Annotated in this window: 15 protein-coding genes and 1 pseudogene; 7 read left to right on the top strand and 9 right to left on the bottom strand. The window is 54.1% G+C overall.

Going from position 1 to position 12,225, the window contains the following annotated elements; genetic code table 11:
• The coding region (locus JJU47_RS01440) for an acyltransferase family protein (protein ID WP_228615783.1) at positions 1–717 on the bottom strand (717 nt) is incomplete at its 3' end.
• Between the two features lie 9 nt (positions 718–726).
• A complete protein-coding gene (locus JJU47_RS01435; RefSeq protein ID WP_228615782.1) occupies positions 727–1,284 on the bottom strand; it encodes a hypothetical protein in 558 nt (185 codons plus the stop codon).
• A 252-nt stretch (positions 1,285–1,536) separates the two neighbouring features.
• Here JJU47_RS01435 and JJU47_RS01430 point away from each other — a divergent pair, with 252 nt between their 5' ends.
• A complete protein-coding gene (locus tag JJU47_RS01430) occupies positions 1,537–2,025 on the top strand; it encodes a hypothetical protein (protein WP_228615781.1) in 489 nt (162 codons plus the stop codon).
• 3 nt (positions 2,026–2,028) lie between these two features.
• Here the strand turns inward: JJU47_RS01430 and JJU47_RS01425 are convergent, their stop codons facing one another.
• Positions 2,029–2,628 carry an alpha/beta hydrolase gene (locus JJU47_RS01425; RefSeq protein ID WP_228615780.1) on the bottom strand — a complete coding sequence of 200 codons (600 nt, stop codon included), beginning with the start codon at positions 2,626–2,628 and terminating at the stop codon, positions 2,029–2,031.
• Positions 2,625–3,569, bottom strand: coding sequence for a VOC family protein (locus JJU47_RS01420; protein WP_228615779.1), 945 nt, complete (start codon positions 3,567–3,569; stop codon positions 2,625–2,627). The genes JJU47_RS01425 and JJU47_RS01420 overlap by 4 nt, the downstream gene beginning before the upstream one ends.
• 117 nt (positions 3,570–3,686) lie before the next feature.
• On the opposite strand from JJU47_RS01420, the gene JJU47_RS01415 reads away from it, so the two are divergent.
• The 3 genes from JJU47_RS01415 (at position 3,687) to JJU47_RS01405 (ending at position 6,249) form a co-directional block, all read left to right on the top strand.
• The gene (locus JJU47_RS01415; RefSeq protein WP_228615778.1) at positions 3,687–4,577 is read left to right on the top strand and encodes an ABC transporter ATP-binding protein; all 891 of its coding nucleotides are present in this window, start codon (positions 3,687–3,689) and stop codon (positions 4,575–4,577) included.
• Entirely contained in the window at positions 4,567–5,760 is a 1,194-nt protein-coding gene (locus JJU47_RS01410) for an ABC transporter permease (RefSeq protein ID WP_228615777.1), read from the top strand. Before JJU47_RS01415 ends, JJU47_RS01410 begins: the two co-directional genes overlap by 11 nt.
• Before the next feature lie 63 nt (positions 5,761–5,823).
• Complete coding sequence (locus JJU47_RS01405; protein WP_228615776.1) at positions 5,824–6,249, top strand: hypothetical protein; 426 nt, start codon at positions 5,824–5,826, stop codon at positions 6,247–6,249.
• A gap of 45 nt (positions 6,250–6,294) precedes the next feature.
• Here the strand turns inward: JJU47_RS01405 and JJU47_RS01400 are convergent, their stop codons facing one another.
• Complete coding sequence (locus tag JJU47_RS01400; protein WP_228615775.1) at positions 6,295–6,894, bottom strand: helix-turn-helix domain-containing protein; 600 nt, start codon at positions 6,892–6,894, stop codon at positions 6,295–6,297.
• Positions 6,895–6,980: 86 nt separating this feature from the next.
• A complete protein-coding gene (locus JJU47_RS01395) occupies positions 6,981–7,481 on the bottom strand; it encodes a PTS sugar transporter subunit IIA (RefSeq protein ID WP_228615774.1) in 501 nt (166 codons plus the stop codon).
• 206 nt (positions 7,482–7,687) lie between these two features.
• Here JJU47_RS01395 and JJU47_RS01390 point away from each other — a divergent pair, with 206 nt between their 5' ends.
• On the top strand, positions 7,688–9,382 hold the full coding sequence (locus tag JJU47_RS01390) for a M3 family oligoendopeptidase (RefSeq protein ID WP_228615773.1): 1,695 nt from the start codon (positions 7,688–7,690) through the stop codon (positions 9,380–9,382).
• Between the two features lie 11 nt (positions 9,383–9,393).
• Here JJU47_RS01390 and JJU47_RS01385 read toward each other — a convergent pair whose 3' ends face one another.
• Positions 9,394–9,822: a carboxymuconolactone decarboxylase family protein gene (locus JJU47_RS01385; RefSeq protein WP_228615772.1), complete on the bottom strand. Its 429-nt coding sequence runs from the start codon at positions 9,820–9,822 to the stop codon at positions 9,394–9,396.
• Positions 9,823–9,939: 117 nt separating this feature from the next.
• Between JJU47_RS01385 and JJU47_RS01380 the strand changes: the two genes are divergently transcribed.
• On the top strand, positions 9,940–10,383 hold the full coding sequence (locus tag JJU47_RS01380; protein ID WP_228615771.1) for an Lrp/AsnC family transcriptional regulator: 444 nt from the start codon (positions 9,940–9,942) through the stop codon (positions 10,381–10,383).
• On the top strand, positions 10,380–11,048 hold the full coding sequence (locus JJU47_RS01375; RefSeq protein WP_228615770.1) for a hypothetical protein: 669 nt from the start codon (positions 10,380–10,382) through the stop codon (positions 11,046–11,048). The genes JJU47_RS01380 and JJU47_RS01375 overlap by 4 nt, the downstream gene beginning before the upstream one ends.
• Positions 11,049–11,121: 73 nt before the next feature.
• Here the strand turns inward: JJU47_RS01375 and JJU47_RS01370 are convergent, their stop codons facing one another.
• Both JJU47_RS01370 and JJU47_RS01365 read right to left on the bottom strand, forming a co-directional pair.
• Positions 11,122–12,012 (bottom strand): aldo/keto reductase, encoded by an 891-nt coding sequence (locus tag JJU47_RS01370; RefSeq protein WP_228615769.1) that lies wholly within the window; start codon positions 12,010–12,012, stop codon positions 11,122–11,124.
• Positions 12,009–12,225: pseudogene (locus JJU47_RS01365) on the bottom strand (hypothetical protein); the annotation flags it as partial. The pseudogene JJU47_RS01365 and the gene JJU47_RS01370, both read right to left, overlap by 4 nt.

Raw genomic sequence — 12,225 nt, 5'->3', positions numbered from 1 at the left:
GATTGCTTCCGGCACGGCCGTCTCATAGGCGAAGCGGAACTTGAACAAGTTGCCGACGTGATAATAGGCGTCTTCTTTTTGGAAACTCATCGACGCGAGCAGTCCGAACGTCAAGAACGTGAAGACGACCGCCCCGCCGATGCGGTAACGATTTCGTTGCTCGGCGCGCTTCGACAGCTCGAAGAAGTTCAACGTGTTGCGCGCGCTCATCCAGTTGCCGATCAAGAAGAACGGATAGAACATGATTACTTTCCGGAGCGCGAAGAAGCCGGTCGACTCGGCCTGGAAGCCGAACAAGAGCGCGAACAAGAGCGCATACAGGACGTATCCTTTCAATTGCGTGACGTACGGCGTGATGACGTACCAGATGATGATCGCCATCAAGTACCAGAGCGCCCAGTACGGCTTCAACACGTTTAGTCCCGGGTTATCGAGCGATAACAGCGGGATGCCCTCGGTGAAGGCGAACCATGACCCGAGAATGACTTGCCAGATGACGTAGACGACGAACAGCTGGATGACGCGTAAATAACGGTTCTCCCGGAAGAAGTAACCGCTCAACATGATGAATAACGGCATATGAAACGAGTACAAAAATAAATAAATCCAATTCGGCAACAAGTCGTCATAAGCGCCGCGCACGTCGGTCAACAAGTGACCGAACACGACGAGCAAGACGAGCACACCTTTAATGTTGTCGTACCAATGATTTCGCATAAACATTCCTCAAGTTCTTAATTGTTGTTTCGCCCAATCTTTTTGACGTTCCCAAAACGCAATCGTCTCTTTCTTTTGTTCAATCGGAAACTCTTCGATCATCGCGTCCACTTCGTCCTCGATCGGCAACAAAAGTCCAGGGTCTTGTTGCACGAGGCGCATAACTTTTTCAAATTGCTTAAAGAACACTTCCAACTCGCGTGGCTCTTGTAATTCCAGCAACTCACCGACCTCAGTGACATATCCGCCGAAATAGGTGAGATAATAGATGCGAACACGTTCCGTGAGCACTGGGTCTGTGAAGCGCTCTGCTTCTTTGACGATGGCTGCCCCTTGACGTAATATGTTGAAGTTCACAAAATAGCTCGTTTGGTTTTCACCGAGTTGGACGATTTTTTTGATCAAACGCATCGCTTCCTCGGCTTCGAACCCTTCCATGAAATAGCGATTGAGCGTCGTCTTCACGTCAGCGTGCTGTTTATACAAGCCGACGATCAATTCAATCAACTCCTTCTGGTCGAACTGTTTTAACTCGTTCCGGAGCTCCCCGACTTTCATCTTCTTCATTCCGAATCACCCGCCCATAAATTTTCCTTACTCATCATAGCCGATTTCCTGCCTTCTTAAAATTACGAATTTACAAAAAAATGATGACGTCACTGTCATCATTCCCGCATTTAATCGCTTGCAAGCGATTTCGTCAAAAAATGCTCATCTAAGAGCACGTTTAACGCGTATTCAAATAGACGAGTTTGGGTAATGTATAGTATAGTAGTTTTACCAAATAGTCTGAATATTCTAAAAAAGGAGGTGTAGAGAATGTCTTCCGTGATCCGTAACCGTCACCACATGGTGCACGACCCGAAACGGTCATTCTCTAACTTCGGATTTTGGTGGTTCATCGGCGCCTTTTCCGTTGGACTGGTCATCGTCGCCTTCGAACCGCTCCGCGAGCGGTTCACCGCCATGCATCCGATCGTCAACGCGTTGTCTCTCCTCGGCCTCTCGTTTTTAGCCGGTGTCGCCATGAAACTCGCCCGTGACGTTTGGTGGCTCAATTACTTGCTCGAGCGCACCTCGAACCGTTACCTCTACATCGGGGCCGATACGCTCAAGAGCTGGCAGTACACGCTCGACTCGATTTGGCTCCTCACCCGCACGTCACAAAAAAAGCTCGGCCGATTGTATATCCACATCGACCGAACTGTCCGTTCTGAAGAGGCGAAACGTCTGTTCGCCGCCTATTTGATTGACCGGGGTGTTCTCGTCGTCTACTCGCGGCCGTCGAAGCCGAAGAAGATGGCGTGACCGTTACCCGATGTATGGGGTGACCCACGTCCGGGCAGCCTCGACTTCCTCCATCCGTAATTCGTGTCCACCTCCGTGATAGAAGAGCTCGACGTCCGCCCCGGCTGTCCGGAGTGTCGATGTGAGCTCTTCTGTTTCTGTTTTCGGGCAAATCGGGTCGCGTTCCCCGGCCGAAATGAACACGTTCGCGCCTGAAAGGCTCGGCAAGGTGAGCGAACGGTCAGGCACCATCGGGTGGAACAAGAGCGATGCCTCGAACGCGTTCTGCCGGTATAGTGCCGAACCGATCAAGTTGGCACCGTTCGAATAACCGAGCGGGATCATCTTGTCGCGGTCGATGCCATACTCCGCGGCCGCCTCGTCGAGGAAGGCGAGGAACCGTTCCGTCTGCTTCTTCAAGTCCTCGAGGTCGAGCACACCTTCCGCGTGACGGCGGAAGAAGCGCGACATCCCGTTCTCCAGTACGTCTCCGCGCAACGTCAAAATGTTCACGTTCGGGTCGAGCTCTTTCGCGAGCGGAATCAAGTCCTGTTCTGTCCCGCCTGTCCCATGCAATAGTACAAACGTCGTCTCAGTCGTGCCTTTAATGAATTGATGGATCATAAGATCTCTCCTTTTGGAATCGTGATTGGTGGTAACGTGTTCGTGATCGCGTCGCGTTTTGACTCGAACCAGTCCGGCAGTTTCAACGCGGTGCCGAGCGTCTCCATCGACTCGTCGACGAGAAAGCCCGGGGCATCCGTCGCGAGCTCATGCAAGATGCGCCCTTCGTCATGGAAATAGACCGAGCGGAAGTAGTGCCGCTCTTTCACCTCGGTCGGCCGGAGCCCTCGTTCGAAGATGGCGTCTTGCCACGTGCCGTAGTCCGCGCCGTTCGTGACGCGCCAAGCGATATGGTGAACCGTTCCCGTCCCTGGAACCCCGTTCGGGAGGACGGTCTTTTTCACGTCGATGACGTTGCCGTAGTCGGCAGAGCCAATAAGCCGGACCCATTCCGAATCTTCCCCGACCTTCTCGAAGCCAAACAACTCGGTCAAGAGCCGGACTGTCGCTTCCGGGTCTTTCGATAACAGCGTCGCGCCGGCGAAGCCCGTGATCGCTTTATCCGTCGTGATGCCTGACACGACCCACTTCGTCCGTTTCGAACTCGTTCTCGCGACGAGCTCGACGACGAGGCCGTCCGGGTCTTCAAACAAGAGCGACGGCTCGCCGAACCGTTCGGTCGCCACCGTCCCGACCCCGTGTGCGTTCAAGCGCGCCTCCCAAAACGGCAGGCTCCCGACTGGGACGAGATAGGCGGTGACGCCGACTTGCCCGCTGCCGACGCTGCCTCGGTTCAGCCCTGGGATCGGGAAGAACGTGATCGCCGTCCCCGGCGTCCCTTCCTCGTCCCCGAAATAGAGATGGTACGTGCCCGGGTCGTCGAAGTTGACCGTCTGTTTGACGAACCGAAGCCCGAGGACGTCGCCGTAAAAGTCGATTGTGCGTTGCGGTTCTTTCACCATCGACGAGATGTGATGGATGCCCGCTGATTGGAGCTTCATGTGATGTCCTCCTTTTATTATCTTGATTTCAAGATAAATCATTTTCAGTCAAAAGTGAAACTTTTTGCTCACGATGGCGTACGCTAAGAGTAGACACTTTTTAGAGGAGGTACATAGATGACGTTACACATTGACCGCGTCTCAAAACAGTTCGGCGACTTCACGGCCGTCGACGACTTGAGTTTTCACGTCCCTAGAGGGGAAATGTATGGGTTGCTCGGGGCGAACGGCGCCGGAAAGACGACGACGTTCCGGATGATCCTCGACATCTTGAAACCGAGTGACGGGACGATCCGTTGGGACGGCCGTGCCGTCGACCACCGTCTCGTCGGCTATTTGCCGGAAGAGCGTGGCTTATATCCGAAGTCGCCCGTCCGCGACCAACTCGTCTTTTTAGCGAGTTTGAAAGGGATGCGCTCGGCCGAGGCGAAACGGGCCGTCAAGTCTTGGCTCGAACGGCTCGAAATCCCGCAGTACGAATCGATGCGCGTCGAACAGCTATCTAAAGGGAACCAACAGAAAGTCCAGCTCGTCGCAGCGCTCATCCACAACCCGGAACTGCTCATCTTAGACGAGCCGTTCAGCGGTCTCGACCCGGTCAACGTCGAGATTTTGAAACGGGAAGTGCTCGCCCTTCGCGACGCCGGGACGACGATTGTCTTCTCGAGCCACCGGATGGAGCACGTCGAGGAATTGTGCCAACACATCGGCATCTTAAAAGACGGACGCGCCGTCGTCAGCGGTGACGTCACGACGATCAAGTCGCGATACGAAGAGCCCGTCCTCTTCCTCGAGACGGACCGAATCGACATCGTCACGGCGATGCCATTCGTCCGGTCTGTCGAACCGCATAAGGCGGGCCACCTCGTCCGTCTCGCCACGTTCGATGACAGTGACGCCGTGCTCGGCGCTCTCGTCCGCTCAGGTGCGGCCGTCAAGACGTTCATGCGGAAACCTGTCTCCCTAAACGACATCTTTATTAAGGAGGTCGGCCAACATGTTTCATAATTTTGGACCACTCTATTCGTTCACGCTCCGCTCGAAACTGCGCTCGAAGGCGTTCCTCATCTCGACGCTCTTGACGATTTTGTTCATCTTCGGCTTCACGAACATCGACCGCATCCTCTCGAACTTCGAGGACACGGACAGTGGCCAAGCGCTTCTCGTCACCGAGAACGCCGAGCTCGCCACGGTCATGCAGTCGCTCGGTTACGAAGACGTCGAAGCGGCGAACGTGACCGAGGACGAGGCACGCGAAGGTCTTTCGAACGGGGACTATGAAGCGGTCGCGTTCATCGACGGATATTCGGCCCGCGTCTTGTCAGAACGGCCGGAACCTGAATTCACGACGCTCTTGCAAACAGCGCTCCGCGAAACGCGCAACGCCGAGTTAATCGAGACGTCAAACATCGACCCGGCCGTCATCGCCTCGCTCAACGAACCGGTGCCGATCGAAGAGTCGTACCTCGGACGCGGCGGTGAAAACTCGGACGAGCTGTTCTCGTCGTTCGCATTCGTCTACGTCATGCTCATGCTCTTGTACGTGTCGATCATCACGTACGGCTCGATGATTTCGACCGAAGTGACGACCGAGAAATCGTCACGCGTCATGGAACTGATTATCTCGACGACGCATCCGGTGACGCACATGCTCGCCAAAATCTCGGCCATCGGGACGCTCGCCCTCTTCCAAATCGGAATCTTTCTCGGGTTCGGTTACTTCAGCGCCCGCAGCAATGAGATGGCCCAGTCGGTCATCGAAAACGCCGGCAACGCCCGTGCCGTCTTGTACTTATTGACGTTCTTCGCGCTCGGCTATTTGCTCTATGCGGCGATGTTCGCCGTCCTCGGCTCACTCGTCAGCCGTGTCGAAGAATCGCAACAGATGACGATGCCGGTCATCATGCTCCTCGTCGCCGGGTTCCTCGCCGCCATGTTCGGATTGAACAACCCGGACGCCCCGCTCGTGACGGTGTTGTCGTTCGTCCCGTTCTTCACGCCGATGCTCATGTTCCTGCGGGTCATGCTCGTCGACGTGCCGGTATGGGAAGTCGCCCTCTCAATCGGCATCATGCTAAGCTCGATCGGCGTCATCCTCTGGATTGGCTCAAAGTTCTATCGCGGCGGCGTCTTGTTCTATGGCAACAATGCGATTAAACAATGGCGACAAATATTACAGAATCGTCAATAACGTTTACAGCATTTTCGTTTTCGTATACTCTAAAGAATGTGCAAAATGAGGAGGAAACGAACTATGCGATCACGATTACTCGCAGCTTTGATTTTTACATTCATGACGACGCTCACGACGTTCATCTGTTATACCGTCTTCTTGGAAGCAGATGCGTTGTGGCAAATCTTGCTCGCATACGCGGGGAGCACGTTCCTCGGGACGCTCGCTTTCTGGTACCCTGTCAGCCGACGTCAGGAGACGTCACGCTTCGGCGGGGCGTGGATCGGAATTTTGATCACGGCGACGACGCTCGTCGGGTTCACGGTCATCCGCTTCACCGTTCGCGGTGATGCCGCATCCTTACTCGACTGGCAGACGATGCTCGCGAGCCTCGCCTACACGTTCGGTTATATCGGTTGGGTGCTCACGATTCTCAACATCGTCCTCGGCTTCTTGCTCGCCGGGACGAAACCGAAAGTCCGTTATGAAGCGCGCATGTCGCGTTAAACGAAAAGCAACCGCCCCCCGTGGGACGGTTGCTTTTTTGTGCGTTCACTGTAATTTGTATGGCTTCTCGACAAGTCCGAACTCGCTGTACTGGAACGAGTTGTCGGTGAACTGTTCCGGCACGAGCTGGTCGATATAGCGGGCGAACGGGACGATGCGGTGCGACGCGTCTTGGGCGCGGCCGAGGTCGAGTACGGCGTCGACGAGCGCCTCGAGGGCGTGGTGGGTCGTCGGTTCCTCGTCTTCTTCGAAGATCCGCCGCAACTCCTCTTCGTGCATCAAGTCGAAGATGCGCATCCGTGCCTCGAGCTCACGCTGCATATCTTCGGTCGACTTCCCGTGCATCGCCTCGTCATAGGCGAGCTTCATCTGTTCGAGCTCGGGCACTTTGCCTTTCATGAGCACTTTTAACGATTCCCCGGTCCAAATGTGACGCGCCAAATAGTTCGCATCTATTTTCAACGCCTCGGCGAGCGCCTCTATGTAAGGCATCGTCGGGTACACTTCACTCAGTTCGGTCCGGCGAACGAAGTACGGGGCGACACCGATCCGCTCGGCGAGCGCCTCGACCGAGATGCCGGCCCGCTCACGCAAAATCCGGATCCGGTCCCCATATCCCCGGTACGGTGCATTTTTTCCATCCATATGTCTCTCCCCCCTCTCTTCCATTATAGTTCCCGAAACGACAAAAAAATACTCGGAAGCAGACGCCTCCGAGTAACATTTCCGACTTATTTCTTCGTCAATTCGACGACTTCCGAAGAACCGGCCGTGACGTTGTCGCCTTCTGCGACAAGTTTGTTCACAGCGAAGCTGTCGTGGTTCGTGATGATCACCGGTGTGATCGTCGACGGCGCGTTCGCTTTGATGAAGTCGAGGTCGAACGTGACGAGCGTGTCGCCCACTTTGACGGCTTGCCCTTCAGTCACGTGCGTCTCGAAGCCTTCGCCTTTAAGGTTGACCGTGTCGAGACCGATGTGGATCAAGTACTCCGCACCGTTGTCCGCGTTGATGCCGATCGCGTGTTTCGTCGGGAAGACCGTTGCGATCGTCCCGTTGACTGGTGAGACGACTTTACCGTCTGTCGGCTCGACGGCGATGCCGTCACCCATCATTTTTTGTGAGAACACTTGGTCAGGAACGTTCGTGATGTCGATGACCTTTCCTGTAAGCGGTGAAACCGCGTTAAGTTGTTCTTCTTTACCACCAAAAAGTTTTTTAAAGAATCCCATAGCTTAATCCCTCCAACATGTTCTGTTAATCAAAGTCTTAGCTTTTATACCCGAAAAGCTCTTACTTCAATCCCTACCCTATAAACGGTATAGTTGTAATAAGGTAGTGCGAATTCGTTTACACATCGTAAGAATACGAGTGTGCAATCGCTTTTGCAAGCCCTTTTTACACTTTATAAAAATTTCACATCATGGAGGCGCTTACAATGATGACTTTCACAGAATTGTCATATGAACGGCCCGACTTGGACGCTTTAAACAGCCGATTGTCGGACTATTCAGTCGAATTGCAGCAAGCGAGCACGCTCGAAGAAGCGAACGAACTCATTCGCCAAATCAACAAAGAACGGAACGATTTCGAGACGCAAAGCCAGCTCATCGCGATCCGGCATTCGGTCGACACGCGCGACGCATTTTACGAAGCCGAGCAGACGTTCTTTGACGATGCGTTGCCGGTGTATGAGAAAGAAGTGCAGGCGTATTACCGCGTCTTGACGGAGCACGACCTTCGGAGCGCGCTCGAGAAAGAATGGGGCACTCAACTGTTCGAACTCGCAGAGCGGGCTTTAAAGACGTTTGACGAGTCACTCATCCCGAAACTGCAAGAAGAGAACCGTCTGTCGACGAGCTATCAGAAAGTCATGTCGGCCGCACAGATCGAATTCGACGGCAAGACGCTCAACTTGTCACAGTTCGGCCCGTATCTCCAGTCCCCTGACCGTTCGGTTCGAAAAGCGGCTTCCGAGGCGCGTTATACATACCTCGCCGATAACGGTTCGGAGCTCGACCGCATTTACGGTGAACTCGTCCGCGTCCGTACTGAGATCGCCCACGCGCTCGGCTTCCCGTCGTTCGTCGAACTCGGCTACGCCCGGATGCAGCGCGTCGGCTATGACGAGTCGATGGTCGAAAACTTCCGCAAGCAAGTGCGTGACGTCATCGTCCCGCTCGCCTCTAGCTTGAAAGAGAAACAGGCGAAACGCATCAACGTCGACACGCTCACGTACTATGACGAGTCGTTCGTCTTCCCTGACGGCAATGCGACGCCAAAAGGCGACGAGTCGTTCATCATCGAAGGCGGCAACACGATGTATCGTGAGCTCTCGAGCGAGACGGACGAATTCTTCCAATACATGCAAGAGCGCGGTGCCCTCGATTTGACGGCGAAACCGGGCAAATCGGGCGGCGGCTATTGCACATACTTGCCGTCTGAAGGCTTGCCGTTCATCTTCTCGAACTTCAACGGCACGGCCGGGGACATCGATGTCTTGACGCACGAAGTCGGCCACGCCTTCCAAGTATATGAGAGCCGTCATTTGACGACGCCTGAATACGCGTTCCCGACGTACGAGGCGTGTGAGATCCACTCGATGTCGATGGAATTCTTCTGTTGGCCGTGGATGGAGCTGTTCTTCGGCGACCAAGTCGACAAGTACAAGTTCAACCACTTGGCCGGCAGCGTCACGTTCCTCCCGTACGGCGTCCTCGTCGACGAGTTCCAACATGTCGTCTACCGAAATCCGGATATGACGGCTGACGAACGCCGCCAGGCATGGCGCGACTTGGAGAAGGTGTACCTCCCGCACCGCGACTATGAGGAGAACGCGTACCTCGAGTCGGGCGCGTGGTGGCACCAGCAAGGACACATCTTCCAGAGCCCGTTCTACTACATCGACTATACGCTCGCCCAAGTGTGCGCGTTCCAGTTCTGGGTGCGCATGCACGAGGACCGCGAGGCGGCGTGGCACGACTACCTCACGCTCTGCCAAGCCGGCGGCAGCCGCTCGTTCCTCGAGCTCGTCGACCTCGCCGGGTTGAAGTCACCGTTTGAAGACGGCGTCTTGAAAGAGACGCTCGCACAAATCGAGGACTATCTGTTGAAGCATCCGTTAGCGAACTAAAACGAACCCACTCACGTTGATGTGAGTGGGTTTTCTCGTTCCAATCCAAGCATCGCCCCGACGTACTGCGAGGCCGTCATGAAAGCGATGAAGGCGCACAGCTCACTGATCTCGGCATCCGTGAACGTCTCTTGGAGCACACGAATCGATGAAGCGGGTGTCTTGCCCTTCATGTTCAAGAACACATCGGCGAACCCGACAGCGAGTGCCGTCCGTTCGTCATACGTCTCCGGGTCAGGTCTCCCTTTCGCCCGGCAATAATCGCACCCGTTCTGTTGCGCGAGCGTTCGACGCACCTGTTCTTTTAGTTCGGTGCTCAGTTTCCTGTCATCCGTTAACGTATCGCCGAGTGTAGTCCATTGCCGCATCACGTCCTCATCGTGGCCGAGCAATCGTTCGAACGGCGTCTTTCCAATAAGAGCTGGTTGGATTCGACTCATATCAACACCTCCTATGAGATTAGTATAGAAGGTATTTGTCTCGCTTCCCATTCCATCCATAACGTGTTCACGGTACAATACATTCCAGATAGAACGAGATGAGGAGGATTCCCTTACATGCTAAAAATCGACGACACAGACCGGCTCATTCTGTCCGAGTTGGCTACAGACAGCCGCCTCTCGATGAGTGAGATTGGGCGTCGCATCAACTTGTCGGCTCCGTCCGTCGGCGAACGCGTCCGTCGGCTCGAATCGTTCGGCGTCATCAAAGGCTACACGATTGACGTCGACCACGAATTGCTCGGTCAGCCGATTCAATGTTTGATTGAGGCGACCGTGAAGAACGGCAACTATGAGGCGTTCACACGCTTTCTTCAGGCGTATCCGAACATCGCGTTTTGCTATCGTATCTCCGGAGATGCTTGTTTCCTCATGAAGATGCGTTTCCATTCGTTCGCCGAGGCGGAGCAGTTCATCGATGCCGCAATCCCATACGCGCACACGAAGACGACGTTCATCTTCTCTGAAGTCGACATACAAACGAAGTGGAGGGAGTCATGAGATATTATATCGAACAGACGAAAAACGCGTATGAATCATTCTGGTGGTTATCCAATAATCTAACGCCACATTGGAGAAAAAATCGGCCTCCCCTCGAATCATTCAGCATTGTAGGCGATCGATTAATCACATATGAAGACGGACTTTTGTTCAAAAAAACATGTGATGAACTATTGCTGCGTCATTTTATGACAGATAAGAGTGAAGCGAACTATACGTTTTGGTGGCTAAGCATTATCGGACATGGATCAGAAAGAAGCGAGAGAATCGTTCATTACTATAAGTATTGGAAAGAACTCGAAAAATATTATGATGTACATGGCTTTACATCAAGAATTGAAGAGCCAATCACAGTGAATGAGGAATTGGGTTACATCGGAGTAGCCGAATTTGATTTGAACTCGTTACCTTTGGCAGTAGAGATGATGAGGAATTTTTCTAAAACAAGTTGCATTCTATTCAAAGAAAAAAAAGAAAGTGAGTCTTCTAATGAATCATCTAAAGAAATCATGCAAATTGCTTTGGCGCATGAATTTGAAATAGGCTCTGTGTTCAGATTTTCAGATCTAATCCCGGCACTCGCTTCACACCATTACAATACATGTCTTTGGAAATTTTATAGCGGGGAAGAGGAACTATGTTGTTTCTATCGTAAGTACGAGTAATCCGGCTATGACATAAAGAAGGGGTCCGGTCACAAATAATCAGTGACAGGACCCCGTTATTTATTGAATAGCTTTAAATTACATCAAGCGGCTCTTTCCCGCTCGGCGGCGGGAACGCTTCGTCGAGCGCCTTGAAATCGTCTTCACTCAAGTTAAGCAGCATCGCAGCGCCGTTCTCTTCGACGTGCGCTTTCTGGCCCGCTTTCGGGATGGCGATGACGTGACCGCTCCTAGTCGTCCAGGCGAGCAAGATTTGGGCCGGCGTCGCGCTGTACGCCTCGGCGATCCGCTTCACCGTCTCATCGTTGAAGATTTTCTCTTTCACGTCGCTGCCTTCGGCGAGCGGCGAGTACGCCATGACCGGGATGCGCTGCTCTATTAGGAACGGCAACAAGTCATGCTCGATGCCGCGGCTGCCAAGATGATAGAGCACTTGGTTGACCGCACAGTGCTTCCCTTTCGGCAAGGCGAGCAGTTCTTTCATGTCGTCGACGTCAAAGTTCGACACGCCCCACGCCCGGATCTTCCCGTCCGCTTTCAGCTGTTCGAGTCCGTCAACCGTCTCCTCGAGCGGGATGTCCCCGCGCCAATGGAGCAAGTACAGGTCGAGATAGTCCGTCCCGAGCCGTTCGAGCGTGGCGTCGCACGCCTGGACGAGCTTGTCTCCGCCGGCGTTATGCGGATACACTTTCGAGACGAGGAAGACGTCTTCACGCCGGTCTTGAATCGCTTCCCCGACGAGCGACTCGGCTTTCCCTTCCCCGTACATCTCGGCCGTGTCGATGACGTGCAATCCGCAGTCGAGCCCCGTTTGGAGTGCCTCGATTTCAGCGTCTCGCTTCGAGTCATCGTCTCCCATCCGCCACGTGCCTTGGCCGAGGGCGCGCATCTCGCGCCCGTCCGGCAGCTCGACCACTTGTTGTTTGAGTGTCGCTAAAATGAGTGAATGTGGAATTCGATTCATGTCGTCTCCTCCTTGTTCCATTCCGTGTGCAGCGGCCCTGTCGTACCGAAAACCGGATCGGTCGCCGGCTTGTCAATCGCTTCGATGCGATCGACGTTGTCAGGCCGTTCTTCTGGTTTCCCTGTCAATGTGTCATAATCGCGCCCTTCTGGGTACGCCCCGACGATGGCAAAGTCTTCGCTCGCCTCGAGACGGCGATGACCGGTGCCGGCC

This window comes from Exiguobacterium sp., assembly GCF_020832205.1.
Lineage (GTDB): Bacteria > Bacillota > Bacilli > Exiguobacteriales > Exiguobacteriaceae > Exiguobacterium.
This window is presented reverse-complemented; position numbering and strand designations above follow the sequence as displayed.